This window comes from Paenarthrobacter sp. NPDC018779, assembly GCF_044391085.1.
Classification (GTDB): Bacteria; Actinomycetota; Actinomycetes; order Actinomycetales; family Micrococcaceae; genus Arthrobacter.
The window spans coordinates 1-25,328 of sequence record NZ_JBIRZS010000034.1 but is presented as its reverse complement, the minus strand read 5'-3'; the positions used below and the strand labels follow the sequence as shown (position 1 = coordinate 25,328).

Below are 25,328 nucleotides of genomic sequence, written 5' to 3'. Positions count from 1 at the left end.
CCGCCGCCAACACCCTCAACCACGCCGCTACGCGGAGGTTTTCAAATGAGGCAACGTATCCGGCTACGCGGAGGTTTTCTATGAGTCAATGCGCCGCCTTGCGCTTTTTCGACGTGACCCGCTATGGTGTGAAGCGTGTCACTGAGGTGGCGCAAACGCTTTTGATCTGCGGCGGGAGAGTCCTGCCGGTACATCCAGTCAGGCGCCGTAGGAGCAAATCCTCCCCAGGAATCTCTCAGGCCCATGTACCGCCGCGGCGAGGCAACTCTGGAAAGCAGTCCGGGCAACCGGGCTCACCGACGGTGCAAGTGAACTATGTGGAACCACAGTTCGCGGAATCTCTCAGGTCCAATACAGAGCGGGGAGGAACCCATATTCACCATGGCGCTCAGCGGGCGCCTGAATCCTGGAGTTCCTCTTGACTGTTCAATCCTCCCCAACCGCTTTCGCGGATCGGCATATCGGCGCCCGCCGCCAGGCCGATATTGACACCATGCTCAAGGCCATCGGCTACGACTCCGTCGACGGCCTGGTGGACGTTGCTGTTCCCGATTCCATCCGCCAGTCCTCGCCGCTCACTTTGCAGAAAGCGCTGAGCGAGACCCAGGTCCTGGCTGAGCTCCGCAAGCTCGCGGCGAAGAACAAGACCGCGGTGCAGATGATCGGCCAGGGCTACTACGACACCGTTACCCCGCCGGTGATCCGCCGCAACATCCTCGAATCCCCCGCTTGGTACACCGCTTACACGCCGTACCAGCCGGAGATTTCGCAGGGCCGCCTCGAAGCACTGCTGAACTTCCAAACCATGGTGCAGGATCTGACCGGCCTGCCGATCGCCAACGCTTCGCTGCTGGACGAAGCCACGGCCGTGGCCGAGGCCGTGCTGTTGATGCGCCGCGCCAACAAAGCCGTGAAGGATGGCAAGACCGTCCTGGACGCCGACCTCCTGCCGCAGACCATCGCGATCGTGAAGGGCCGTGCTGAAGCGCTTGGCTTCGAGGTCCTCGTTGCGGACCTCTCAACGGGATTGCCCGACGGCGACATCAACGGCATCGTCCTGCAGCAGCCCGGCGTTTCGGGCCGGGTCTTCAACCACGCTCCGGTAATCGCTGCGGCGAAGGAACGCGGCGCCCTGGTCACGGTCGCCGCCGATCTGCTGGCGCTCACCCTCATCACGCCCCCGGGTGAACAAGGTGCGGATATCGCCGTCGGAACCGCCCAGCGCTTCGGCGTCCCGCTGTTCTTCGGCGGCCCGCACGCTGCGTACATGGCTGTCCGCACGGGCATGGAGCGGACGCTTCCGGGCCGCATCGTGGGTGTGTCCAAGGACAACGCCGGCGTGCCCGCGTACCGTTTGGCGCTGCAGACCCGCGAGCAGCACATCCGACGCGAGAAGGCCACGTCCAACATCTGCACGGCGCAGGCTCTGCTCGCGATCGTGGCATCGATGTACGCGGTCTACCACGGCCCGGACGGCCTGAAGGCGATCGCCGAAACGGTCCACGGCCACGCGCGTGTCCTCGCCACCGCCCTGCAGAAGGCAGGCCGCGAGCTCCTCTCCGCTTCCTTCTTCGACACTCTCACGGTCCGCGTCCCGGGCAAGGCCGCCAAGGTCATCGGCGCTGCTGAGGCACGCGGCATCAACCTCCGCCACATCGACGCAGACACCGTGGGTGTTTCGCTTGATGAAACCACGACGCCGGAAGTCCTCTCCGCGGTCGCCGTCGCCTTCGGCGCTGGTCCGGTAGGGGACGCGGCCGGGTTCGAGCTGCCCTCCGACGTGGTCCGCACCTCGGACTTCCTGCAGCACCCGGTATTCAACACGCACCGTTCCGAGACGCAGTTGTTGCGCTATATCCGCAAGCTGTCAGATCGGGACCTCGCGCTGGACCGCACCATGATCCCGCTGGGTTCGTGCACCATGAAGCTGAACGCCACCGCGGAGATGGAAGCCATTTCGTGGCCGGAGTTCGCTTCCATTCACCCGTTTGCTCCGGATTCGCAGACTGCCGGCTGGCGTGAGCTGATCGCTGGGTTGGAATCCGACCTCACCGAGATCACCGGCTACGACCAGGTGTCCATCCAGCCGAATGCCGGTTCCCAGGGTGAGCTGGCCGGACTCCTCGCGATCCGTGGCTACCACCTGTCCCGCGGCGATTCGCAGCGGAACATCTGTTTGATTCCGGCTTCGGCCCACGGCACGAACGCTGCCTCGGCAGTGCTGGCTGGCATGAAGGTTGTTGTGGTGGCTACGGCTTCCGACGGCACCATCGATCACGATGACCTGAAGGCCAAGATCGAGGCCAACCGCGACGTACTTTCGTGCATCATGATCACCTACCCGTCCACGCACGGTGTGTACGACGCCGACGTTGTTGAGGTCTGCGACGCCGTTCACGAGGCCGGCGGCCAGGTCTACGTAGATGGTGCGAACCTGAACGCCCTGGTTGGACTGGCCCAGCCGGGCAAGTTCGGCGGGGACGTGTCGCACCTGAACCTGCACAAGACGTTCTGCATCCCACACGGTGGCGGCGGACCCGGCGTTGGCCCTGTAGCTGCGAAGGCCCACCTGGCACCGTTCATGCCGGGCGATGCCAACAACGCATCTTCAGAAGGCGGCGTGGCGATTTCGGCATCCCGCTTCGGTTCGGCCGGCGTGCTGCCGATCTCCTGGGCCTACGTGAAGCTCATGGGTGGCGAAGGGCTCACCGAGGCCACCAAGTCAGCGCTGCTCGCGGCGAACTACGTTGCCTCCCGTTTGGATGAGCACTTCCCCATCCTGTACACGGGCGAAGGCGGACTCGTAGCCCACGAGTGCATCCTGGACCTCCGCGAACTCACGGCCCGCACGGGGGTTACGGCTGAGGATGTGGCCAAGCGCCTCATCGACTTCGGCTTCCACGCGCCGACGCTGGCCTTCCCGGTTGCGGGAACCTTGATGGTTGAGCCGACGGAGTCCGAGGACCTCGCCGAGATCGACCGCTTCATCGAAGCCATGATCACCATCCGCGCCGAGATCGAGCAGGTTGCCGCCGGGGACTTCTCCGTGGAGAACTCCCCGCTCCGCAACGCGCCTCACACGGCAGCCGCCGTCGTAAGTTCCGCCTGGGAGCGTGACTACCCGCGTGAGCAGGCCGCCTTCCCGGTCCCGAGCCTGAAGCAGGACAAGTACTTCCCGCCCGTCGGCCGGATCGACGGTGCTGCGGGCGACCGCAACCTGGTGTGCTCCTGCCCTCCAATCGAAGACTTTGAGAACTAAGGGAACCCGATATGTCTGAGAACTACACCGCTCTTTACGAGCAACACAAAAAGGCCGGCGCCTCCTTCACGGACTTCGGTGGCTGGCAGATGCCGCTCAAGTACGAGTCCGAGCTGGCTGAGCATCACGCGGTCCGTAACGCCGCTGGCCTGTTCGACCTCTCCCACATGGGCGAGGTTTGGGTCACCGGGCCGGACGCCGCCGCCTTTCTGGACTACGCGTTGGTAGGCAAGTTGTCCGCGATCGCCGACGGCAAAGCCAAATACTCGCTGATCTGCAACAACGACGGCGGCATCATCGACGACCTCATCACGTACCGTCGCCCCTCGCCGGAGGAAGGCGTGGATAAGTTCCTCGTGGTCCCGAATGCAGGCAACGCTGCGGTTGTGGCCGCCGAGTTGCTGAAGCGTGCCGCCGGGTTCGATGTTGTGGTTGAGGATGCCTCCGCTGAGACGGCGCTGGTCGCAGTCCAAGGGCCGAACGCCGAAGCCATCTTGTTGGACCTGGTGCCCGCCGAGCAGCACTCCCTCGTTACCGAGCTGAAGTACTACGCCGCTGTCGAGGTCACCATTGCCGGTGACGAGTTGCTGCTGGCCCGCACCGGGTACACCGGCGAAGACGGCTTCGAGATCTACGTGCCCAACGAGGACGCTCCTTCCCTCTGGGAGGCGTTGTTGGAAGCCGGCGAAGGCCACGGCCTCATCCCGGCAGGCCTCGCAGCCCGCGATTCGCTGCGCCTCGAAGCCGGAATGCCGCTCTACGGCAACGAGCTCACCCGCCACGTCAACGCCTATGCCGCAGGGCTCGGACCGGTGGTGGCCCTGGCCAAGGAAGGCGACTTCGTGGGCAAGGAAGCGCTGGCCGCCATCAAGGCAGCCGGTGTCGGTTCCACGATCGGGCAGAAACTCGTGGGCCTCAAAGGAGCCGGTCGTCGTGCGGCCCGCGGACACTACTCCGTCCTCAAGGACGGTTCCCTGATCGGCGAGGTGACTTCAGGGCAGCCGAGCCCCACGCTCGGTTACCCGGTAGCGCTGGCGTATGTCGACGTCGAACATTCCGCCGTCGGCACCGTGGTTGACGTGGACCTCCGCGGCAAGGCAGAGCCGTTCGAAGTTGTGCCGCTGCCGTTCTACAAGCGTTCCAAGTAGCCCGGCGACGCCGTGGGTCACCTGGCCCGTCGGGTCCGGCGTCCTCTGCGGGCTCGGTCGCAGTTGCACCCGCTGAGCGGATGCGATGCTCCCTTGGACGCCCGCTGCCGGACGCCGGACCCGAAGGGGCCCTATTGCCTCACCACAGTGGGCGGTTGGGACCGCGGCACCGACCCACTAGACAACGAATTTTTACGAACCAGTGAGAGAAGGAATTGATATGAGCAAAGTTGTTGCCGGGCTGAAGTACTCGGCTGAGCATGAATGGGTTGCTGCTGATGGGGGTGGGCCTGTGGGGATTGGGATCTCCGCCGTGGCCGCCGATGCCCTGGGCGACATTGTGTATGTGGACCTGCCCGAGGTCGGTTCCACTGTGACCGCGGGGGAGACCTGCGGCGAAGTGGAATCCACCAAGTCCGTGTCCGACCTCTACTCGCCCGTCACCGGTGAAGTGACCGAGGTCAACGACGCCGTCGTCGGAGATCCCGCCCTCATCAACAACGACCCCTACGGTGCCGGCTGGCTGTTCAAGGTGGCCGCCACCGAAGAAGGCCCGCTCATGACTGCTGAGGAATATGCAGCAGCCAACGGAGGCGAACTGTGAACCCGGTATCCGTGACTGAATTCGAACAGGTGGTATCACCGTCGTTGGACGCTCAGCTCTCCGAGCTGGATCCCGAGATCGCGGCAAAGATCGACGACGAACTCGGCCGCCAGCGCGGGGGCCTGGAAATGATCGCCTCCGAGAACCACACCGCGGTTGCCGTGATGCAGGCGCAGGGCTCGGTGCTGACCAACAAGTATGCCGAGGGCTACCCGGGCAAGCGCTACTACGGCGGCTGCGAACACGTTGATGTGATCGAACAGCTCGCGATCGACCGCATCAAGTCCCTGTTCGGTGCCGAGTACGCCAACGTGCAGCCGCATTCCGGTGCCCAGGCCAACGCCTCCGTGATGCACGCGCTCATCAAGCCGGGCGACACCATCATGGGCCTGAACCTCGCCCACGGCGGCCACCTGACCCACGGCATGCGGATCAACTTCTCAGGCAAGCTCTACAACGTGGTCCCTTACGGCGTTCGCGAGGACACCCACACCGTGGACATGGCCGAGGTTGAGCGCCTGGCGCAGGAGCACAAGCCTGCATTGATTGTGGCCGGCTGGTCCGCTTACGCGCGGCAGCTGGACTTCGCCGAGTTCCGCCGGATCGCCAACTCCGTGGGTGCCTACCTGATGGTGGACATGGCCCACTTCGCCGGGCTCGTCGCCGCGGGTCTGCACCCCTCGCCGGTCCCGCACGCGCACGTTGTCACGTCCACGACGCACAAGACCCTGGCCGGTCCGCGTGGCGGCATCATCCTCTCCAACGACGCCGACATTGCCAAGAAGATCAACTCCGCTGTGTTCCCAGGTCAGCAGGGTGGACCGCTGGAGCACGTGATCGCGGGCAAAGCCGTGGCGTTCAAGATCGCCGCGTCCGAAGAGTTCCGTGAGCGCCAGTCCCGCGTCCTGGCGGGTGCACGGATCCTGGCCGAACGCCTGGTGCAGCCCGATGTCGCCGCGGCAGGTATCTCCGTGGTCAGCGGCGGAACGGACGTGCACCTGGTCCTCGTGGACCTGCGCAACTGCGAACTCGACGGCCAGCAGGCCGAAGACCGCCTCGCCGCGATCGACATCACCGTCAACCGCAACGCCGTCCCGTTCGACCCACGCCCACCCATGGTCACCTCCGGACTGCGCATCGGCACGCCTGCGCTTGCGACGCGTGGTTTCGGCGAAGCAGCCTTCCGCGAGGTTGCGGACATCATCGCCGAAGCCTTGATCGCCGACGCCGACACGGACCTCTCGGGGCTGCGTCACCGCGTCGAAGCCTTGGCTGAGGCGCACCCGCTTTACCCGGGAGTTGCGAACCTGGGCTAAGCCTTGCGGGGTTCGCCCGGCGGGCCTGACGTCCTCTGCGGGCTCGGTCGCATAGGCACCCGCTGAGCGGATGCGATGCTCCCTTAGACGCCCGCTGCCGGACCCCAGGCCCGCAGGGGCCGACGTCCTCCGCAGTTGGGGCCGTTGAGCCAGGTATCCTCCGCGGGCTCGGTCGCAAAGGCACCCGCTGGGCGGATGCGATGCTCCCTTGGTCGCCCGCTTCCGGATGTCGGCCCCATAGGGGCCGGCGGGCCTGAGGTCCTCTGCGGGGGCCCGATGGGTCCGGCTTCCTCCGCGTGCTCGGTCGCGAAAACGCCCGCTGAGCGGACGTGACGCTCCCTTAGACGCACGCTTCCGGATGCCGGCCCCCATAGGGGCCGGCGGCTGGGTCGCCAGATCCGGATGGTCTGGGGGTGGGCTTGCTCTCCGGTTTGTGGGTTTGGTTGTTGGGGGTCTACCTGCCGGGGGTGTGCCCGGGCGCAGGGTTGGTTTGGGGGTGGGTGCGCACTCCGGTTTGTGGGATTGGTTGTTGGGGGTCTACTAGCCGGGGCGCGCGGAGTTGGTTTGGAAGTGTTTTTGTTGGCCATTTCGGGGGCTTGCTGCGCAGGGTGCCGTGCGCACGGCATGTTCCGCAGCGGAACCCCGAAACGGAGGTGACTTACGAGAGGCCCCTTTGGGAACGGGGTCCGGCAGCGGCCGTCTAAGGGAGCTTCGCGTCCGCCCCGCGGGCGCCTTAGCGACCGAGGCCGCAGAGGACCCCGCGCCCAACGGGCCGTTGGTGAGGCGGGGCGTTGGTGAGGCTGGCCGTCGCCCGAGCGACCAGTCGGTGAGGCGGGCCGTTGGTGAGGGCCGCAGCGCACTCGCCGCATATTGATCTACCCGGGTGGGGCATTCGCTGGGAACGGATGCCCCACGTTAGTACCGGGTTTGGAGGTTCGCACTCGGACCTCCTCGGGGGCTGGGCCGCCTTGGCTCGGGATTTGGCCCGGCCCCCACATTCTTGTTTTGCCTCCCACGTTGTTTGTCCTTCAACCCCGAAAGGGATCCCGGCCATGGCTGTTGGTGTTTTCGATTTGTTTTCTGTGGGTATTGGTCCGTCGAGTTCGCATACGGTGGGTCCGATGCGGGCTGGGGCGGTGTTTGCCCGGGAGCTGCGTGAGTCGGGGGTGCTGTCTGCTGTGGCGGGGTTGCGGGTGGATTTGTATGGGTCCTTGGCCGCGACGGGTAAGGGGCACGGTACGTTCACGGCGACGTTGTTGGGGTTGGAAGGGTTTGAGCCGGAGTTGATTCTGCCTGATGAGGTGGAGGAGAGGCTGGCGGCGATTGCTGAGACGGGTGTGTTGAACCTGGCTGGTGCTGTTGGTGGTTCCGGGGCGGGTGCTTCTGGCGGAGGCGTTCAACTGCCGTTTGCGGTGGAGGATATGGTGTTGCATCCGTTGACGGTGTTGCCGCGGCATACGAATGGGATGAAGTTCGCGGTGACCGACGCTGAGGGGAATGTGTTGAGGGAGGCGACGTTCTTCTCGGTTGGTGGTGGGTTCATTGTCCGTGAGGGCGAGGAGGACGCGGCGCGGGTGGAGTTGGAGGAGTCCAAGGCTGAGTTGCCGTTGCCGTTCCGGACGGCGGCGGAGTTGCTGGGCCGGTGCGCGTCGAAGGGTCTGGGGATCAGTGACATCATGCTGATCAACGAACGGGCGTCCCGGTCCGAGGTGGAGATCCGGGAAGGCCTGCTCCACATCTGGTCGGTGATGGAGGCCTGCGTCGAAACGTCCTTGAAGCGCGAAGGTGTGCTGCCCGGCGGACTGCGGGTCCGCCGTCGTGCTCCCGACTGGCTGGAGCGCCTCCTGAAGGAGGACAAGGACCGGAACGATCCGAAGTATTGGCAGGAGTGGGTGAACCTGATCGCGTTGGCGGTCAATGAGGAGAACGCTTCGGGTGGCCGGGTGGTGACGGCTCCGACGAATGGTGCGGCGGGGATCATCCCGGCGGTGTTGTATTACGCGTTGCATTACGCCCCGGGCATGGACCAGGCGTCCCAGGCGGACCGTGATGATGTGGTGGTGCGGTTCTTGCTCGCTGCTGGTGCGGTGGGTGTGTTGTATAAGGAGCAGGCGTCGATTTCCGGTGCTGAGGTGGGGTGTCAGGGTGAGGTGGGGTCGGCGTCGTCGATGGCTGCTGCGGGGTTGGCTGAGGTGATGGGTGGTTCCCCGGCCCAGGTGGAGAACGCGGCGGAGATCGCGATGGAGCATAACCTTGGTTTGACGTGTGATCCGATCGGTGGGTTGGTGCAGATTCCGTGTATTGAGCGGAACGCGATTGCTGCGGCGAAGGCGATCAACGCGGCGAAGATGGCGTTGTGGGGTGATGGGACGCACCGGGTGTCGTTGGATGAGGTGATCGTGACGATGCGTGAGACGGGCAAGGACATGTCCCACAAGTACAAGGAAACCGCGATGGGCGGCCTGGCCGTCAACGTCGTCGAATGCTGACCCACCCGCCGTTGCCAGGCCCGCTCTGCGCGCCAATTCCGCAGCAGGGCCCACGCCGCCCGGGTTCCCTGGCCGAGCTTGCGAGGTTAGGGAGGCGGCGGGGATGCAGAGCGGACCCCGCAAGCACGAATTTCACACTCCGCACAGTCGGCACGAATCTACAGACCACAACGAAGGAAACCCATGAATCTCGCACCTGAAGGCCGCAAGTTGCTGCGCGTCGAGGCCCGCAACGCCCAAACCCCTGTTGAGCGTAAGCCTGAGTGGATCAAGGCGAAGGTTCAGATGGGGCCGGAGTTCGTGGGGTTGAAGAACCTGGTGAAGAAGGAAGGCCTGCACACGGTGTGTGAGGAGGCCGGGTGCCCAAACATTTTCGAGTGCTGGGAAGACAAGGAAGCGACGTTCCTGATCGGCGGGTCCGAGTGCACCCGGCGCTGTGATTTCTGCCAGATCGATACCGGCAAGCCTTCCCCGCTGGACCGGTTCGAACCCACCAAGGTGGCCCGGTCCGTGCAGGCCATGCAGCTGCGCTACGCGACCGTGACCGGGGTGGCCCGTGATGACCTCGAAGACGAGGGCGTGTGGCTGTACGCCGAAACGGTCCGCAAGATCCACGAACTGAACCCCGGCACCGGGGTGGAGTTGCTGATCCCGGATTTCTCCGGCAAACCCGAACACATTGCCGCGATCTGCGATTCGAAGCCCGAGGTGTTCGCGCACAACGTCGAGACCGTTCCCCGGATCTTCAAGCGGATCCGGCCCGCGTTCCGGTACGAGCGGTCCCTGGATGTCATCACCCAGGGCCGGGACCTGGGCATGGTGACCAAGTCCAACCTGATCCTGGGCATGGGCGAAACCCGGGAAGAGATCTCCGAAGCGCTCCGGGACCTGCACGCTGCCGGGTGTGACCTGATCACGATCACCCAGTACCTGCGCCCGTCCGAGCGGCACCTGCCCGTGGACCGGTGGGTCAAGCCCCAGGAATTCGTGGACCTTCAGCACGAGGCCGAAGAGATCGGCTTCCTCGGGGTCATGTCCGGTCCCCTGGTCCGCTCCTCCTACCGGGCCGGCAGGCTCTGGGCCACCGCGATGCGCAAAAAGGGCTGGGACATCCCCGAAGCCCTCGCCCACATCGAATCCTCCGGCACCACCCGCCAGGAAGCCTCCACCATCCTCGCCACCCACGGCTAGCAACACCGCAGCGGGATTGCGAATCCGCCGACATGGCGGAGGTGTTCGAGTCAGTCGCGGAGCAACAACAGCAAAGAAGTACGACGGCGGTCTGGTCACCCCGCGAAGGCGACCGGACCGCCGTCGTGGTTAAGTCACACGCCGGGACCGTTCGAATATCAGCGCAGTTTTTGCTCAAGACAGGCACAAAGTTCGCGCAGCACGCCCCGAAGGGCCCGACGGGGCAAGATCCGGACCCCAAAATTCAAGGACAAAGCAAAGGGTCCTTTCCATCGAGCGGGAAGGGCGTGTGCGGGAGCGGCGCCTGCGGGTGCGAAGCCCAGTGTTGGCGCGGAATCGAACAGCAGGCCAGCACCATCAGCGTGAACCTGGCGTGCTGCAACGGGTCAACGAAACCAAGTATCCGGACTTCCCAAAACTGAGTACTTGCCTGAGGAATGAAGGTATTTCCACCCCCTTGTTCGAGAAGAAAAGTGGGGTACATCCAAGAGTAGTCAGGGCTCTTGCTAGAGCTGAACCATTGGGGGCATCGCTTCATCCGACCAGCACCGGCGGATGGTGGGGGTTGCGCCGCGGCTCCCCGGCAGATCGATCAACCAAGGAGTCAAATCATGCGCAAGCTTTCCAAGAAGAGCCGTGTCACTGCTGCCGTCGCAGGTGTGGCACTCGTCGCCGTCGGTGGCGGCGCAGCCTACGCGTACTGGACCACCACGGGTTCCGGCAGCGGCTCAGCCACGAACTCCACCGGCGGCGGAACGGTCACCCTGCACGCCACCTTCGCCGGCGGCTTGGCGCCAGGCAACCAGGTCAATGTTGCTTACACTGCGGACAACTCCACCACCACCGGCACTGTGGTTGGTGCACTCACGGCGAACGTCACCACCAACGTTGCCGGCTGTCTTCCGGCATGGTTCGAAGTCACTGCGGTGACCAGCAATTCACTCGTCGCCGCCAACGCTACCGGCACATCTGTGGGCAGCGGAGTCCTGAAGTTCAACGACAACGCCACCGTGAACCAGGACGCCTGCAAGTCGGCGATCGTGACGGTCAACGTCACCAGCAACTAGCACTCCGCCAGCCGGGGACCGCCTCGAACGAGGAAGGCCCCGGCTGGTTCGTCCCGTCAGGATCCCATCGCTTCAGCCCGGAAGGAGACCCCATGGCCCAGCTCCCAGTGTTTGGCACAAGCTTTTTTCGTGGGCCCGGAGCAGCAATCCGCACGTCCATCCTGGGACTGCTGGTTGTGTTGGTCGTGGTGACCACCCTGGCCGCCTGCGGTGTCCTTCGTGTCGGGCAAAGTGGTGGGCAGGCCGCGTCAGGGAATGGATCCAAGGGCCTGACCGTGGCGTTGTCACCTGCCAGCCGCAGTGTCGATCAAGGACAGTCGGCCACTTACGAAGTATCTGTTTCGGCTACGGGTAGTCTCTCCGGGGCCGTCTCTCTGTCCGTCGCCGGACTCCCCACGGGAACGACGGCGGGTTGGTCGCCGTCGTCGGTGGTTCTGGCATCCGGCGGTTCGACAAAAGCGACTCTGACCGTCTCTACGTCACCCACCACACCCGCGGGAAAGTCCGACTTCACCGTGACGGCAACCAGCGGGGCGGTACAGTCCAACACGGCGAAAGCGCAGTTGCAGGTCAAGGAGGTCAAGCGTACCTTCGGCGTTTCGGCTTCCCTGTCCGGTGCACTCGCTCCCGGTGTTTCCCTCCCCCTGGACCTGCAGATCTCGAATCCTGAACGCAAGAGCATTGCCGTGACGAACCTCGCCGTCGCCATTGGACAGGTAGTGCGGACGCCTGCAGCTGTTGCAGCGGGCCTTCCCTGCAGTGCTGCTGACTACAGCATCACGCAGTACACCGGGGCTTACCCGCTCGCCGTTCAACCCGGTCCCAGCTCACTTTCCGGCCTGGGCGTAGCCGAAACGGGCTGGCCCCGGATCACCATGCTGGACACCCCTCTCCTTCAGGACGGTTGCAAAGGCGCCACCCTCCAACTCACCTACTCCGGCACGGGACAGGGCAACTGAGATGAACTTCTCCCGCGCGCCCCGAGTCAGGCCCACGCAGCCAGGCAGGTTCGCCCGAACGGCGGCGGCCACGGTTGCCATGTGCATCCTGGGCGGCGTTGGTTCCGCTTACGCCTACTGGGCCACCACCGGGACAGGCGCTGGCGCTGCGACTAATGGGACCATGCAGACTGTCACGGTGGTTGCACTCCTCGGTGGTGACACTCCCCAAAACAGCCTCGTCCCAGGTGGGACCGCGGACGCCATACTCCGCGCCACCAACCCCAATCCGTACGCCGTCACCGTCATCGGCGTCACGCCGAATGGGGCGGTCACGGCCGACGCCTCCCATCCTGGCTGCACCACAACAGGCGTGACGCTTACGCCGGCGCTACCCCAGCAAGCAACCATTCCGGCCAATTCCTCGGCGCTATTGAGGCTCCCGAACGCGGCAAGCATGAGCACAGCTTCGCTGTCTGCCTGCCAAGGCTCCCTCTTCAGCGTCCCAGTCACCTTGGAGGTCAAGAAGTGAACCGCCGAGCAAACCAAGGAGCCCCGGAGAAGTTCACCATGGGCCGGTGGAACCGGGTCATGGTGGTCTTGCTCGGAATACTCCTGGTTTCGTGGGGTGGTCCTGCGGCCAGCGCATTCTGGACGACTGTCAGCAGCAATGCCGGCGGGGCCAAAGCGGACACGGTGGCGCAGGGAGCCAAGCCGGTTGCCACAGTAGGGCTGGCCGGCAATGTGACGGTCACCTGGGCGGCAAGTTCGACGGCGGCTGGAAAGCCGGTGGCCGGGTACAGCATTTCCCGCTACACCTCAGCAAGTGGCGGAACCAAAGTGGCTGGATCCGGCACCTGTACTGGAACGGTGTCGGCCCTGAGTTGCACAGACACGGCTACTACGGGTATCTGGTACTACGCCGTGACGCCGATGATCTCCCAGTGGCAGGGCAGCGAGAGCCTGCGGAGTACCGCGACCACGGTGGACGCAACAGCTCCCAACGCACCGTCGGTGAATGCACCGACGCTGATCACAGCTTCCAATGTTTCAAATGTGCCTGTGACTGGCACGGCTGAAGCGAACTCGACGATTGTGCTGACCGTCACCGACGCGGGCGCTGCACACACCGTGACGCAGACCCGCACGGTAAACGGATCCGGCAATTGGTCCACCAGCGGCCTGAATCTGAGCACTCTCAACGACGGCACAATAACGTATTCCGCCCGGGCCACCGACGCCGCAGGAAATACGAGCCAACCCGGCCTGGATACGTCCAGTAAGGATGCCACGGCCCCAACCGTCACGAACATCCAACTCGGCAACGGTGGCGGCAACCTCGGCAAGGTCGAAGAAGACGACACCATCACCGTCACCTACTCGGAAGCCTTGGATGCCAGCAAGATCTGCAGCGCGTGGTCAAGCGACACCTCTACCCAGACCATCAGCGGGAACAACCAGGTGACGGTGACCATCAATTCGTCCGACAGCCTCACCGTCAGCGTCACGAACAGTGCCTGCAACACTTTCCGTTTTGGCACAGTATCCCTTGGCAAGGACTACGAGAACTCGGGTTCGGTGACGTTCAGGGGGTCCTCCACCAGCGCGTCAGTCTTGGTGTGGAACCCAACGGCGAAGACCCTAACCATCACGTTGGGTGCCCTCTCTTCGGGAAGCCCCAACACAACAGCCCAAGGGGCGGCCGCAGCCAAGTTCACGCCGTCGTCCGGTTTGTCGGATATTGCGGGCAACACGCTGGCCACAACACAGGTCACCAGTCCGAACGCTACGAGCTTCTAGACTCCGGAGCTTGTGTGAAGGCGACCACCTGGTTTGCCCTTCCGGGACGGAACCTGCACGCAAGCTCCGGGCCGTGCGGTCTGGGCCGGCGGCACGTCCCCTGGCCCTCCGACGGAGCAGTTGCTGTCGGCTTCCTTGCGGCCGACGCCGTCCGTGATACGGCGCACTAACCACCCGCAATCCCGGCCTTGCCGACGAGCCCGGGCGTAACCTTGGAACCGGACGCCAGTGCCGTCGTCGTGCGTTTGATCCTGCGACGAAAGGCGAGCCGCCCCTTGAAGGCTGTAGCGGAAATGTTCACGATGGGTCCTGGAAACAAGGACCATCACCCGGCCCTCCGCTGCGCTGTTGGTGTGTTCGTTCCGCTGATTACGCTGTTGCTCATGGGCCGCCTGGACCTTGCGGTGTTCGCCTCGTTCGGCGCGTTTACGGGCATTTACGGCCGGAACGAGCCCCACAGCCTCCGCTTCCGCAGCCAGCTCCGGGCAGGCGGCTTCATGCTTTTGGTGATTCTCCTGGCAACGTTGACGGCGCGGATGGCGCAGTCGCTCGGGATCGACGGAACCGCGTATTCCTGGCTCCTCACGGCCGCGACCACACTTGTTGCGGGCCTGTGTTCCGTGGTTGTTGCGGCGTGGCGGCTGCGTCCCGGCGGCTCGCTGTTTCACATCTTCGCCTTCGCCGCGATTGCGTCCATTGCCGCCCAGCCTCCGCTGTGGGAAGCGATGCTCGTTTCAGTGCTTACCACCGTCCTGTGCTTGCTGATCGGGATGTCGGCCCGCGTGGTCAAGAGCCACCGCACACCGTGGAAGCGACCGCCGCGCATCCGGCACACTGCGCTTGAAAGGCGCGCGTTCTGGCTCGAAGGCGGCGGCTACCTTGTGGCCGCGGGCCTTGCCGGAACCATCGCGACGCTGGTGGGTGAGCGGCTCGGTTTCGGCCACACCTACTGGGCCATGGTGGCTGCAGTGGTTCCGCTCGTGGGCCACTCCACCAGGCACCGCGTCAGCCGCGGCATCCAAAGAATCGCGGGCACCGTGATCGGCCTGGTTCTGCTGGCCGGTATCCTGTGGCTCAACCCTGCGCCGTGGGCCATGGTGCTTGTGATCGCCGCGTGCCAGTTCGGCGCCGAGCTTTTCATTGCGCGGCAGTACCTCGTGGCGCAGGTCTTCGTGACGCCCCTGGCCCTGTTTGCCACTTTGCTCGCGGCTCCCGTCGATCCCGGGCTGCTGCTGCGCGACCGCATCGTGGAGACGGTGATTGGTGCCGCCGTCGGCGTCGCGGTGGTGGTGGCGCCTGCCGTGTGGCGTCGCGCGCGCCGGGCCTGACGCGCGTTCCTGCTGGATGCCGGGCCCGCCCAAGGGTTCGGGCCGGCGAATAGGCGGCGGGGTCAATGCGCGGACACGCGGCCCTGCAGTTGCGCTCACCTTCTGCAGGGCGCAGCCAAGCAGACGCACGACGGCGGCCTGCCCGCCTGGGCGGTGAAAGGTTGCCGAGTCCGTACCCTTCGCTATGATGAAAGAACTTAGACAAACGTGTTACTCGTCTAACGAAGGATTTTTCATGACAGTGAATGCCGTTAAGGAAGGATATTGGTACGGGCAGGAGACCGCTGCGGTCGAAGTCTTGAACGCGTTGCGGGACTATCGCAGCGCGGAGGCTGCCATGCGCCGGCGCACTGGATCGTCCATGGGGATGGGTGAAACCGACCTGCTCGCTTTGCGCTACCTTCTCGAGAACGAGCGTGCCGGCAGGGACGTGGGGCCGAAGGAGCTTGCTACCCGCTTGGGTATCACGTCCGCGTCGATGACCACGCTGGTGGATCGATTGGTCAGGTCCGGCTATGTTGTCCGCGAACCCCACCCCACCGATCGGCGCGCCCTGGTGCTGCGGCCCACGAAGGGATCCGACCTCGAAGTCCGCAACACCCTGAGCGGAATGCATCGGCGCATGCTGGACGTCGCCGCTTCCCTGAGCCGCGGCGAATCCTTGGTGGTGGTGGACTTCCTGCGGCGCATACGCGAGGCGATTGATCAGGTGGAACCTGACGTAAACCCGACTGGACATAATTGATAAGTACACATATAACTAGATAGTCAAGCTACTTACCAAGGTGTGGAGAGACAATGACTGTCATAGTGAGGGAGCCCGCTCCCGCGGATGAGCCGCTCCACGGAACGGAACACGTGCACCACGGCGAGGTGTGCCAGGACGTGTCCGTCCTCGCCGGTCCCACGCACTGCGGCTCCAACATGGCGATCTCTTCCGGGCCGGGCAGTGCCTCAATGCAGTGGACCTCGGTTGAGCCGATTTGGCCTGAATGGGCTTGCGGTTGCGGATTCCGGATGGACATCGATGCCACGGATCCCGTCAGCAGCGTTTGGGTAGCGGCCCAGCGTTGGCAGAGCCTGGAACACGAACTGGCCATTGCAAGGAACACCTTCCAGCTCGCCTTCAAGAAAGCTGTCGACAGCGGACTTGAGCGCGAAGCGTTGGCCCGGGCAGTCGGAGTTGTCCCCGCAGACGTGGAAGCACTCCTTCAGTGACTTCGCTCGCCACACCAGTCGGCCCCACGGGGCCGGGAACACCGCCGTCGAGCCTGCATCAGGAAGCGATGGGCTCGGAAACGGCGGTTGGGAGCGGAGGCCACAGCCTGCTGGGCGGGCGATACCGGCTTGGGCGTTGGCTCGGTGGAGGATCGGAAGCCCAGGTGCACCAAGCGTGGGACGAGCGGACAGGAACGTTGCGCGCGGCCAAGATCTTCCGCGGAACCGAAACTCTTGACCCGCAGCCCGGCACGGCCACGGCTTTCCAACAGGAAGTGGACATTCACCGGCGCCTGCGGCATCGGAACATCGTGCGGCTGCGGGATTCGGGCGAGCTGACCGTCGAAGGGCAGGTCCGGAACTTCGTGGTCATGGATCTGGTGGACGGCAGGGACCTGCGGGCCGTCCTGCGCGAGGCTCCTGCCGGGCCGCTCCTGACCATGGCGTGGATGAGTGACGTTGCCAAGGCCCTCGCCTATGTCCATCGTCGCGGCGTGGTGCACAACGACGTCAAGCCCGGGAACATCCTGGTCCCGGGTACGGCAGATGCCGGCCGGGCCATGCTGACCGACTTCGGCGTTGCCATCAGTCCGGGCCACGCGCCGCGCAGTTCGTCTTCCGGGACGCCCCACTACATGAGTCCCGAAGCGGTCCGGGGTGAAACGCCTACCCCGGCCAGCGATATCTATGCCCTGGGATTGGTGACCCTCGAGTGCCTCACCGGTACCAAGGCGTTTCCAGGGCCTCCGCTCGAGTCCATGGTGGCAAGGACGTTGAGCGAACCACGGGTTCCCGGCACGGTCCGGCGGCGCTGGTCCATGGTGTTGCACGCCATGACAGACCCCGATCCTGCCGGCAGGCCGTCAGCCAGCCAAGTCGTCGGTATGTTCCGGCGACTCCGCTGGCGGGCATAAATGACGGTTCCTGGTAAGCGCCGAACGGCGTAGCCAGGAGCCACCGCACGAGAGAAAGAAGAAAAATGGGATTCTTTGGATGGATCATTCTGGGCCTCATCGCCGGTGCTATCGCCAAGGCCATCAAGCCGGGCAAGCAGGGCGGCGGACTGCTTGCGACCCTGCTCCTCGGAGTGGTGGGCGCAATCCTGGGCGGCTGGATCGGCAGCGCACTCTTCAACGTGGGCATCAACGAGTTCTGGTCGCTCTCCACATGGCTGCTGGCCATTGGCGGCTCCCTGATCGTCCTCATCATCTGGGGACTGCTGACCCGCAAGAAGGCCTGACCGCCTGAAACGTTGAGGGCCCCGGCCCGGTTGTTACTTACTGACAACCGGGCCGGGGTCCTCTCGCATTCCGGTCATAATCCGACGGTTCGGCCCGCATTGTGGGCCACGTTCGACGCGCGGTTACGCTGCACCGTAACACCGCCTCTTCGGACGCCAGGACCATCCATGACCCTCATGCCAGCAGTTGCCACCCCCGCACGTCCCGACGTGAAACGGGGTACCAGCCGGATCGCCGCTGGGACCGTCGTGGGCGCCTTTGGCATAGCCGCGGTGATCGTCGGTTTCGCCATGGTGCTCCATCTGGCCGCCCAACAATCGCCACGGATCGGTCCGGTCTTTTCGGGGTGGGCGGAAGCTGTGGACGAATCGCCCTTGTCCGCCTTGCGGTGGCTTGTGGGCGACATGACCGAACCGCTGTTCTACAAATCCGAACTCGCCACTACCGGGCTCATGGTGGGCGCTTTGATCGCGTGGTGGGCCGGCCGGCGTCGTTCCCGTTGGGCAGGCGAATTGAGCTACGGCACCGGGCTGTGGCCGTGGGTGATGGCGTCGGCGGCCCTTAGCCTCCTGATCTCCAACGCAGCTTTCGGTTGGATGCTCGACGACGGGTGGCAGCCGACGTTCGTCCCTTTTGTTTGCGTCGCGCCCGCCGTGGTCCTGGTTCACGGTCCCGGATGGAAGACGTGCGTGACGGGAGCGGTGCTCGGAGCTGCCAGCACTACACCCCTGGCGGTGCTCTTGGGTCCACTGTTGTCGGATCCTCTGGGATTGCCGTCCTCAGTGGCCAACGTAGCGGCGATGTCCGTCGGGACAGCGGTATCGTTCCTGGTCATCCGGCGACTACCCGGGCTGGTGGGTACCCCGCCAGATGCTGCCCGCGAGGTGGGAAAAACGCCGGGGTTGCCCGCTGGCGGAGACACTTTGCCGGCAGACGGGATGCTGGAGGCCGCAGCGAAACCGGGCACGCCGTCGTCGTTCGTGTCTTTCCGAAACGAGGCCCTCTGGGCGGCGAGGCGGGTTCTCAAGGACTTCACGGAAACGTTCTTCCTCGCGAACGAGGTGGCGGGCATCGGTGTGATCGTGGGGGTGGCTGCCGCGTTCGTCCTGAACCCCGCCCTTCCCGCCTATGGCTCACACCTGGTACCGCACATCCTCTGTGCCCAGGCCATTGCGTCGGCGGTGGGCGTGGTGCTGTGGCGGGCGTGGTTCCGTAACGGCGGGTGGGCGGCAACCTACGCTCCCGTGGTTTCGGTGGCCCCGGCCGCGGTCCTTGCCTTCAACGGATCGTGGGCATCAATCATTGGCGGCGCCCTTCTGGGCGCACTGCTGGCACCACCCCTTGCCCGTCTGATCGCATCCTGGCTGCCTTCCGGATTCCATCCGGTGATCGGCAACACGGCGGCTATGGCCGTTTCGACGGCGGTGGCCCTTCCGGTGCTGGGACTCCTGCCGCACTGAGTTCGCTCCGCGGTCACAGGGGCTTGTCTGCGGGGCCGGCTTCCTGCGTGCGGTCGGGGTTGGAAACTCTTGAGGGTTTCCTGAGGAACAGTTGATGGATTGCAGGATGGGTTCTTGAGGTGGGGCCGTCAAAGTATTTCTTGTCAGCCAGTAAGGCTGGAAACAAGGAAACGGCCGTCCGGGGAAACGGTGGCCACTTTGAAAAGGACACTGATTCACATGGCCATCAGCCTCAAGACCACCTCCGGCAAGATCCTCGCCTCCGTCGCACTGGTCGGCACCGCAGCCGCCGTCGCCGGAATGGGCACCTACGGCGCCTTCACCTCCTCCACCTCCGCTTCCCAGGCCGTGACCGCCGGGACCGTGACCATCGCCCTGGGCACCGGGGCATCGAACACCCTGAACGTCCCGGTCGCTGGGCTGCTGCCCGGTGACAAGGTCGAAAAGCTCGTCACGCTCTCGAACACCGGCAACTCGGACCTGAACAACGTCACCCTCACCACCTCCGCCGGCGCCACCGCCTCCCTGCTGACCACCGACACCACCAATGGTTTGCAGCTGACCATCGAGAACTGCTCCGTTCCCTGGACCGGGACCGCCGCCCCCTACACCTGCGCAGGGACCAAGACCACCGTGCTGGCCTCAGCCCCGGTGATCGGCGCGAACAAGGTCCTGAACAACCTGACCTCCCTGACCTCGGCCAAGACCGACAACCTCAAAGTCACCACCGCGTTCCCCACCACCGCGGACAACACCTTCCAAGGCGCCACCTCCACCATCGCCTTCTCCTTCACCGGCACCCAACGCACCGAAACCACCAAGTAACCAGGGCGATTCCGACCCTCACTCCCCGGGGGTCCGGCCTGTTTACCCTTCCGGCCGGGCCTCCGGTTCCATGAACCGCCGGGACGACCCGGCACACCAGACCCCGCCGGGCCTGGTCAGGCATCCCCCCTTCCTGATCAGGCCCGCCGGATAATCCTGAGCCAGACTTGAGTATTTCCAGCAGGAAGCCTGAGTCAGGCCCTCCAGACTCTTAACCAGACGATGAACAACACGACGGAAGGAACGCCAGGATCATGAGCGCACTGACCAGCATCAACACCCCCGCCCTCCACGGCCGGCGTTCCGCCGCCAAGCCGGTCCAGCCCGCCCAGCCCGCCCAGCCGGTCCAGCCTGCCCAGCCCGCCCAGCCGGCGCGTGCCGCAAATCCGGCCCAGGCCGCCGAGACCGGCGCCCCCACGACCACCGCCGTGAAGCAGTCCGCGGCGGTACTGAAGCCCTCGGCAGCAACTTCACCGGCCGCCGTCGTGGTTTCCACCGAAGCAGCTCCCGGTGCGTTCCGACGCATCGCGGGCAAGACCTGCAAGATCATCGGAGCCGGGATGCTCGTCGTGGCTGCGCTGGTCTTCGTGTTCCTCGCCATCGGGCCGCGCATCCTGGGCTACCAGACCTCCACCATGCTCACCGGTTCCATGGCCCCGCTGATCAACCCGGGCGACGTCGTCGTGACTGTTCCGACGCCGGTCAAGGACATCAAGGTGGGCGACATCATCACCTACCACATCCCGGTCGAAGACCAGCGAGTGGAGACACACCGCATCACCGAGATCACCACCACCGCCGACGGTGGCGTAGCGGTGCAGACCAAGGGCGACGCGAACAACGGCATCGACCCCTGGATCGCCACCCTCCAAGGCCACACCGTGGACAAGCAAGTCGCCACGATCCCCTACGTCGGCAACGCGATCCGTGCCCTGCGCGAACCAATCGTCCTGAACGTCCTCATGTACGGTGCCCCGGCCATCCTGGTCATCGGAATGCTTGCCTCCATCTGGTCCAAGGATCCCGCCAAGGCCTCGTCCGGGGAAACGGCAGCAGTGCAGGCGGCCAGCGGTGAGTGAGTACCAGGACCGTAGCGTCCCCCTCCCCGGGAACTTGCCCGCAGACGTCCAGGCCCAGGAAGTTCCCGCTTTCGAGATTCCTTCCCTGGAGGACCGTACCCTGCAGGCCCTCGCCAACGAACTGGGCGATGCCAAGCCCGTGCTGCGCCTGCTGTCCACCTACCTGACGATGCTCCCCAGCCGGATCCTCCGTATCTCCCGCGGACTGTGCGAGAACGACGTTGATGCCAGCATGGAAGCCGTCCTTAGCCTCAAGATCTCCTCGGCGATGGTGGGAGCCCGCGAAACGGAAAACCAGTGCCTGGCCATGGAGTACATGATCCGCGAAGACCACATCGACTTCGCCGTTCGGGCTCTCCCGGCGCTCCAGCAGTACACCGAGCGCTGCGTCGCCGCCCGGCCACAATTGCTGGGACGGGCACGGGAAACCCTGCGGCGGCAAGCCCTGGATTGCAACTCCTGAAGCCACAGGCCCCGTGAACCTCTCTGGGAATCGGTTCGCGGGGCCTGCAAATCTCCGTGCCGGCGGTTACCGTTCTCCCGCCGGCACGGTTGTTTTCGCGGCCCGGATCTTGTGCGGAACCACCGTCAACGCCGCAACGGCCAGCACACCGGCGGCGGCGAAGACGTAGAAGCCTGCCGGGTAAACGATATTCGCAGCCACCAGGGTTCCCGTCACAGCGGGGCCAAGGATTGCACCCAGCCGGCCCACACCAGCGGCAAATCCCAAGGCGGTTCCGCGAAGGTTGGCCGGGAAGAGTTGGCTGACCCAGGCATACACCAGGACCTGCGAGCTGAAGACGAAGATGCCGGTCACGAACACGGCTGCGTTGAGCAGGAACTCACTCTGGATCTTCACGCTGAGCAGGGCAAGGAACGCGGCGGACAACCCGAACCACAGCAGCACGATCTTCTTGGTGCCGTGCCGGTCGGCCAGGATGCCCGCAAGCACCAGCCCGGCCACCGCACCAACGTTGAGAACCAGCAGCAGGGTCAACCCGGTACTCACGGTGTAGCCGGCAGCCGCCATGATCTGTGGAAGCCACGTGTTCAGCCCGTACACCAGCAGCAGTCCCATGAACGACGCGACGCCGATTCCCACGGCCACCAGCGGGTACGGCTTCCGGAGCAGGTCCCGGAAACCGGCTTTCGGGGCGGCCTCCGAGGTGCCTGCTACGGCTGAAGGTTCGACGGCGGGCGCTGGCTCCAGTGTTCCGCCTGCCTTGGCTGCGGCTGCTTTTTCCGTAGAAGCAGCCTCGGGCAGCGATTCGGGGAGCTTCGCCCACAGGAAGGGCAAAAGCACCAGTCCGGCCACGCCTCCGATGATGAACATCAGCCGCCAGTTGGGGATGATCAGGAGGGCCAGGGAGGAAGTGGCGACGGCGCCCACGTGGTAACCGGTCATGGTCCGGGTGGTGGACTTACCCGCCGAGCCCGCCGGTGCGTAGTCGTTCATGTAGGCCAGGGCAGCGGGCAAACATGCGCCCAGCCCCAGTCCGGCCACCAGTCGGAAGGCCGAGAAGACGGCAACGTCGGGTGCGAAGGCCACGGCGATGGTGAAGATCGAGAACCCTGCCACGCAGGCGATCAGCAGCTTTCGGCGGCCGAGCTTGTCCGAAAGCGGCGCGATGAACAGTGCGCCCAGCCCTACGCCGACCAGGGAGATCGTCGCCGCGAAGGTGGCTCCAACGGCATCGAAACCGAGTTCACCGGTTTTGATGAGGGTGGGGATGACGGTTCCGAGGACCACGAGGTCGAAACCGTCCAGGACCATGGCCAACCAGCAAAGCCAGACGGGCCATTGGGAGCGTTGGGAAGATGACATCGTTGGCATAGCGTCCTCGGTACTTCTTCGATGGAGCCCGACCACCAGAACGATCGGTCGGATATGAGATTTGTATCACCGCGCTCTGTAACCGGGCACACGTTCTACCATTGAATGGAAGCGTCGGTTGAGTGCCGTCGCGGCAAAGGAGTTCATGATGGCCAATTCGGCGTCCGGTGATTCGGTGGTGGACCGGGTGGTAAGGCTGATTGAGGCCTTCCCTGCCGGCGTGACCTCCCTTCAGTTGACGGAGTTGTCCGAGCGGGCTGGTTTGCCACTTTCCTCGGCCCACCGGTTGGTTCGACAGCTCGCGGAGCATGGCCTGCTGGACCTCGGGGCCGCTGGCACGGTCAGGCTCGGCCTCCGGTTATGGGAGCTCGTGAACCGGAACTCACCCACGTTGGCCCTCCGGCAGGCGGCCATGCCCTTCATGGAGGACATCCAGCAAGTCCTCAACCAGAACGTCAACCTGGCGGTGCTCGACGGCTGGGAAGCCCTGTTCGTGGAGCGGCTTTCGCGCCGCGGATCGGTGGCCAACCGTGCCCAGATTGCAGGGCGCATGCCGGTCCACATTTCTTCGGCTGGGATGGCCCTCATGTCGCATCAGCCGCGTGAGCTGCAGGCGGAGTACCTCAAGCAGTTCCGTGACCCCGCCGGGAAGGTGAGTGCCGACGTCGTGCGCCACCTCCTGGCTGAGTCCGCGCAGCAAGGCTACGCGCAACTTGCCGGCGTGGTGGATCCGGATACCTGGGGCATCGCCGTTCCGGTGACCAACGCGAAGAGGCGCACCGTTGCCGCGCTCGGAGTGGTGGTTCCGCTTGCCGAGATGCGGCTTCAGGCGTTGGTTCCTGCGCTCCAGACTGCCGCGCGGGGGATCGGTCGGCAACTGTCGGAGTGAAAATTCTTCCGTTCAATGGAATCCATGTAACGCCAGTCACTTGCTGAGGGCCACACTGGGTCGAGGCTCATCCCGACCCCGCGGGACCGCAACGAAGCGAGGAACACTATGGCACGCACACCCATCACCACCCAGGTAGCCATCATGGGCGCCGGTCCCGCCGGACTCATGTTGTCCCACCTGCTCGCGAAGCAGGGCATCGAATCCGTGGTGGTGGAGATCCGAAGCCGCCAAACCATCCAGGAAACGGTCCGCGCCGGAATCCTGGAGCATGGCACCGTGAATCTGCTGGTGGACTCAGGTGTGTCCGACAGGGTGCTTCGTGAAGGCGACCGCCACGACGGCATCGAGCTTCGCTTCAACGGGGAAAGCCACCGCATCAACTTCAAGGAACTCGTTGGTGAGTCCGTGTGGCTTTACCCCCAGACCGACGTCTTCATGGATCTTGCCGCGCGACGCGAAGCCGATGGCGGCGACGTCCGCTACAGCGTCACCGACACCGCTGTCCACGACCTCGAAGGCAAGCCCAAAGTCTGGTTCACCGACGCCGACGGCCAGGAGTTCGAAATCACCGCCGACTTCCTGGTCGGTGCCGACGGATCACGCAGCCACTGCCGCTTCCAGATCCCCGAAGCCAACCGCAAGTGGTTCTTCCACGAGTACCCCTTTGCCTGGTTCGGGATCCTTGCCGAAGCACCCCACAGCGCCGACGAGCTCATCTACGCCAACTCTGAGCACGGCTTCGCACTCATCTCGCAGCGGACCGAAACCGTCCAGCGGATGTATTTCCAATGCGATCCCAAGGAGAACGTGAACGAGTGGGACGACGAGCGCATCTGGTCCGAGTTCCGCAAGCGCGTCAACGGCAACGGTTTCGAACTCAAGGAGGGGCCGGTCCTGGAGAAGATGGTGCTGCCGTTCCGCAGCTTCGTGCACACTCCCATGCGCCACGGCAACCTCTTCCTTGCCGGTGACGCCGCGCACACCGTTCCGCCGACCGGCGCCAAGGGGCTCAACCTCGCCATTCACGACGTCAAGGTGCTCTTTGAGGGGCTCGACTCCTTCTACTCCACCGGTTCCACCCTGTTGCTGGACTCCTATAGCGACCGTGCCCTGGACAGGGTCTGGAAGGCCCAGCACTTCTCCTACTGGATGACCTCAATGCTGCACACGGTCCCCGGCGCCGACGACTTCGACCGGGCCCGCCAACTCGGCGAATTGCACTCCGTGGTCTCGTCGGAGCATGCGAAGGCCTACTTGGCGGAGTCGTACACAGGATGGCCGAATTCGCGGTAGGGATTGAGCTCGTGTTGATGGCTGCTCCATTCCTTTTCTGCAAGTAGAGATTCCTTTCTCGGCGGTTGTTTACGCCGTAGATGGTCGATTCAGGAAGCGTCCGACGGCGGTTACTCGCCGACGGGCGCTTCTTGCGTTCGTTGGCCTCGCGTTTGTTGTCCCGGTAGTGGCGCGTGTGTACGCGGACAGGGTTGGGACCGTCAGTTGGCCCGGCGCCATGGATACACGCCGCATCCCTTTCTTTAGGTGCGGTGGTGGTGGTTTCGTCGTGGTGTTTGGGTGGGGTCGATGTGTGGTGGTGGGGTGAACCAGGGGATGCCGTTGTTGGTGGTGATTTTCCATTGTT

Annotated in this window: 23 protein-coding genes and 1 riboswitch; of the genes, 21 read left to right on the top strand and 2 right to left on the bottom strand. The window is 64.6% G+C overall.

Annotated features, from left to right (window positions below; all coding sequences use genetic code 11):
* The first annotated feature begins 162 nt into the window (after nt 1–162).
* A riboswitch (glycine riboswitch) is annotated at nt 163–261 on the top strand.
* A 157-nt stretch (nt 262–418) separates the two neighbouring features.
* The 10 genes from gcvP (at nt 419) to ACH488_RS20925 (ending at nt 13,812) form a co-directional block, all read left to right on the top strand.
* The gene (gene gcvP / locus ACH488_RS20970; RefSeq protein ID WP_397326515.1) at nt 419–3,259 is read left to right on the top strand and encodes an aminomethyl-transferring glycine dehydrogenase; all 2,841 of its coding nucleotides are present in this window, start codon (nt 419–421) and stop codon (nt 3,257–3,259) included.
* Nucleotides 3,260–3,270: 11 nt separating this feature from the next.
* A complete protein-coding gene (gcvT, locus tag ACH488_RS20965) occupies nt 3,271–4,407 on the top strand; it encodes a glycine cleavage system aminomethyltransferase GcvT (protein ID WP_397326514.1) in 1,137 nt (378 codons plus the stop codon).
* A 220-nt stretch (nt 4,408–4,627) separates the two neighbouring features.
* Nucleotides 4,628–5,011 (top strand): glycine cleavage system protein GcvH, encoded by a 384-nt coding sequence (gcvH, locus tag ACH488_RS20960; RefSeq protein ID WP_397326513.1) that lies wholly within the window; start codon nt 4,628–4,630, stop codon nt 5,009–5,011.
* Nucleotides 5,008–6,327 carry a serine hydroxymethyltransferase gene (glyA, locus tag ACH488_RS20955; RefSeq protein WP_397326512.1) on the top strand — a complete coding sequence of 440 codons (1,320 nt, stop codon included), beginning with the start codon at nt 5,008–5,010 and terminating at the stop codon, nt 6,325–6,327. The genes gcvH and glyA overlap by 4 nt, the downstream gene beginning before the upstream one ends.
* 1,052 nt (nt 6,328–7,379) lie before the next feature.
* Nucleotides 7,380–8,816 (top strand): L-serine ammonia-lyase, encoded by a 1,437-nt coding sequence (locus ACH488_RS20950; RefSeq protein ID WP_397326511.1) that lies wholly within the window; start codon nt 7,380–7,382, stop codon nt 8,814–8,816.
* A gap of 183 nt (nt 8,817–8,999) precedes the next feature.
* Nucleotides 9,000–10,007 (top strand): lipoyl synthase, encoded by a 1,008-nt coding sequence (gene lipA / locus ACH488_RS20945; RefSeq protein WP_397326510.1) that lies wholly within the window; start codon nt 9,000–9,002, stop codon nt 10,005–10,007.
* A 611-nt stretch (nt 10,008–10,618) separates the two neighbouring features.
* Nucleotides 10,619–11,074, top strand: coding sequence for a hypothetical protein (locus ACH488_RS20940; RefSeq protein ID WP_397326509.1), 456 nt, complete (start codon nt 10,619–10,621; stop codon nt 11,072–11,074).
* A gap of 92 nt (nt 11,075–11,166) precedes the next feature.
* Nucleotides 11,167–12,033 carry a hypothetical protein gene (locus ACH488_RS20935; protein ID WP_397326508.1) on the top strand — a complete coding sequence of 289 codons (867 nt, stop codon included), beginning with the start codon at nt 11,167–11,169 and terminating at the stop codon, nt 12,031–12,033.
* A gap of 1 nt (nt 12,034) precedes the next feature.
* Complete coding sequence (locus tag ACH488_RS20930) at nt 12,035–12,544, top strand: hypothetical protein (protein ID WP_397326507.1); 510 nt, start codon at nt 12,035–12,037, stop codon at nt 12,542–12,544.
* Nucleotides 12,541–13,812 (top strand): Ig-like domain-containing protein, encoded by a 1,272-nt coding sequence (locus ACH488_RS20925; RefSeq protein WP_397326506.1) that lies wholly within the window; start codon nt 12,541–12,543, stop codon nt 13,810–13,812. The genes ACH488_RS20930 and ACH488_RS20925 overlap by 4 nt, the downstream gene beginning before the upstream one ends.
* A gap of 166 nt (nt 13,813–13,978) precedes the next feature.
* On the opposite strand, the gene ACH488_RS20920 is transcribed toward ACH488_RS20925, so the two are convergent.
* Nucleotides 13,979–14,113 carry a hypothetical protein gene (locus ACH488_RS20920; protein ID WP_397326505.1) on the bottom strand — a complete coding sequence of 45 codons (135 nt, stop codon included), beginning with the start codon at nt 14,111–14,113 and terminating at the stop codon, nt 13,979–13,981.
* A 1-nt stretch (nt 14,114) separates the two neighbouring features.
* Here ACH488_RS20920 and ACH488_RS20915 point away from each other — a divergent pair, with 1 nt between their 5' ends.
* The 9 genes from ACH488_RS20915 (at nt 14,115) to ACH488_RS20875 (ending at nt 21,426) form a co-directional block, all read left to right on the top strand.
* Nucleotides 14,115–15,140, top strand: coding sequence for an FUSC family protein (locus ACH488_RS20915; RefSeq protein ID WP_397326504.1), 1,026 nt, complete (start codon nt 14,115–14,117; stop codon nt 15,138–15,140).
* Nucleotides 15,141–15,375: 235 nt separating this feature from the next.
* Complete coding sequence (locus ACH488_RS20910; protein ID WP_397326503.1) at nt 15,376–15,885, top strand: MarR family winged helix-turn-helix transcriptional regulator; 510 nt, start codon at nt 15,376–15,378, stop codon at nt 15,883–15,885.
* Nucleotides 15,886–15,938: 53 nt separating this feature from the next.
* Entirely contained in the window at nt 15,939–16,358 is a 420-nt protein-coding gene (locus ACH488_RS20905) for a hypothetical protein (protein WP_397326502.1), read from the top strand.
* A complete protein-coding gene (locus tag ACH488_RS20900) occupies nt 16,355–17,272 on the top strand; it encodes a serine/threonine-protein kinase (protein ID WP_397326501.1) in 918 nt (305 codons plus the stop codon). Before ACH488_RS20905 ends, ACH488_RS20900 begins: the two co-directional genes overlap by 4 nt.
* A 65-nt stretch (nt 17,273–17,337) precedes the next feature.
* Nucleotides 17,338–17,598 carry a GlsB/YeaQ/YmgE family stress response membrane protein gene (locus tag ACH488_RS20895; protein WP_397326500.1) on the top strand — a complete coding sequence of 87 codons (261 nt, stop codon included), beginning with the start codon at nt 17,338–17,340 and terminating at the stop codon, nt 17,596–17,598.
* Between the two features lie 168 nt (nt 17,599–17,766).
* On the top strand, nt 17,767–19,059 hold the full coding sequence (locus ACH488_RS20890; RefSeq protein ID WP_397326499.1) for a hypothetical protein: 1,293 nt from the start codon (nt 17,767–17,769) through the stop codon (nt 19,057–19,059).
* Between the two features lie 219 nt (nt 19,060–19,278).
* Nucleotides 19,279–19,884 carry a TasA family protein gene (locus ACH488_RS20885; RefSeq protein WP_397326498.1) on the top strand — a complete coding sequence of 202 codons (606 nt, stop codon included), beginning with the start codon at nt 19,279–19,281 and terminating at the stop codon, nt 19,882–19,884.
* A gap of 254 nt (nt 19,885–20,138) precedes the next feature.
* Complete coding sequence (locus tag ACH488_RS20880) at nt 20,139–20,963, top strand: signal peptidase I (RefSeq protein WP_397326497.1); 825 nt, start codon at nt 20,139–20,141, stop codon at nt 20,961–20,963.
* A complete protein-coding gene (locus tag ACH488_RS20875) occupies nt 20,956–21,426 on the top strand; it encodes an Hpt domain-containing protein (RefSeq protein ID WP_397326495.1) in 471 nt (156 codons plus the stop codon). The genes ACH488_RS20880 and ACH488_RS20875 overlap by 8 nt, the downstream gene beginning before the upstream one ends.
* 66 nt (nt 21,427–21,492) lie before the next feature.
* On the opposite strand, the gene ACH488_RS20870 is transcribed toward ACH488_RS20875, so the two are convergent.
* The gene (locus tag ACH488_RS20870) at nt 21,493–22,797 is read right to left on the bottom strand and encodes an MFS transporter (RefSeq protein ID WP_397326494.1); all 1,305 of its coding nucleotides are present in this window, start codon (nt 22,795–22,797) and stop codon (nt 21,493–21,495) included.
* 148 nt (nt 22,798–22,945) lie between these two features.
* On the opposite strand from ACH488_RS20870, the gene ACH488_RS20865 reads away from it, so the two are divergent.
* Together ACH488_RS20865 and ACH488_RS20860 are read left to right on the top strand one after the other, a co-directional pair.
* Entirely contained in the window at nt 22,946–23,686 is a 741-nt protein-coding gene (locus ACH488_RS20865) for an IclR family transcriptional regulator (RefSeq protein ID WP_397326516.1), read from the top strand.
* Nucleotides 23,687–23,794: 108 nt separating this feature from the next.
* A complete protein-coding gene (locus tag ACH488_RS20860; protein WP_397326493.1) occupies nt 23,795–24,982 on the top strand; it encodes a 4-hydroxybenzoate 3-monooxygenase in 1,188 nt (395 codons plus the stop codon).
* Nucleotides 24,983–25,328: the final 346 nt, after the last annotated feature.

What these genes read in the sequence shown, in the direction of transcription:
- gcvT (WP_397326514.1), top strand. Translation starts at nt 3,271, where the DNA reads ATGTCTGAGAACTACACCGCTCTTTACGAGCAACACAAAAAGGCCGGC.
- gcvH (WP_397326513.1), top strand. Translation starts at nt 4,628, where the DNA reads ATGAGCAAAGTTGTTGCCGGGCTGAAGTACTCGGCTGAGCATGAATGG.
- ACH488_RS20950 (WP_397326511.1), top strand. Translation starts at nt 7,380, where the DNA reads ATGGCTGTTGGTGTTTTCGATTTGTTTTCTGTGGGTATTGGTCCGTCG.
- lipA (WP_397326510.1), top strand. Translation starts at nt 9,000, where the DNA reads ATGAATCTCGCACCTGAAGGCCGCAAGTTGCTGCGCGTCGAGGCCCGC.
- ACH488_RS20940 (WP_397326509.1), top strand. Translation starts at nt 10,619, where the DNA reads ATGCGCAAGCTTTCCAAGAAGAGCCGTGTCACTGCTGCCGTCGCAGGT.
- ACH488_RS20935 (WP_397326508.1), top strand. Translation starts at nt 11,167, where the DNA reads ATGGCCCAGCTCCCAGTGTTTGGCACAAGCTTTTTTCGTGGGCCCGGA.
- ACH488_RS20930 (WP_397326507.1), top strand. Translation starts at nt 12,035, where the DNA reads ATGAACTTCTCCCGCGCGCCCCGAGTCAGGCCCACGCAGCCAGGCAGG.
- ACH488_RS20915 (WP_397326504.1), top strand. Translation starts at nt 14,115, where the DNA reads ATGGGTCCTGGAAACAAGGACCATCACCCGGCCCTCCGCTGCGCTGTT.
- ACH488_RS20910 (WP_397326503.1), top strand. Translation starts at nt 15,376, where the DNA reads ATGACAGTGAATGCCGTTAAGGAAGGATATTGGTACGGGCAGGAGACC.
- ACH488_RS20905 (WP_397326502.1), top strand. Translation starts at nt 15,939, where the DNA reads ATGACTGTCATAGTGAGGGAGCCCGCTCCCGCGGATGAGCCGCTCCAC.
- ACH488_RS20895 (WP_397326500.1), top strand. Translation starts at nt 17,338, where the DNA reads ATGGGATTCTTTGGATGGATCATTCTGGGCCTCATCGCCGGTGCTATC.
- ACH488_RS20890 (WP_397326499.1), top strand. Translation starts at nt 17,767, where the DNA reads ATGACCCTCATGCCAGCAGTTGCCACCCCCGCACGTCCCGACGTGAAA.
- ACH488_RS20885 (WP_397326498.1), top strand. Translation starts at nt 19,279, where the DNA reads ATGGCCATCAGCCTCAAGACCACCTCCGGCAAGATCCTCGCCTCCGTC.
- ACH488_RS20880 (WP_397326497.1), top strand. Translation starts at nt 20,139, where the DNA reads ATGAGCGCACTGACCAGCATCAACACCCCCGCCCTCCACGGCCGGCGT.
- ACH488_RS20870 (WP_397326494.1), bottom strand. Translation starts at nt 22,797, where the DNA reads ATGCCAACGATGTCATCTTCCCAACGCTCCCAATGGCCCGTCTGGCTT.
- ACH488_RS20865 (WP_397326516.1), top strand. Translation starts at nt 22,946, where the DNA reads ATGGCCAATTCGGCGTCCGGTGATTCGGTGGTGGACCGGGTGGTAAGG.
- ACH488_RS20860 (WP_397326493.1), top strand. Translation starts at nt 23,795, where the DNA reads ATGGCACGCACACCCATCACCACCCAGGTAGCCATCATGGGCGCCGGT.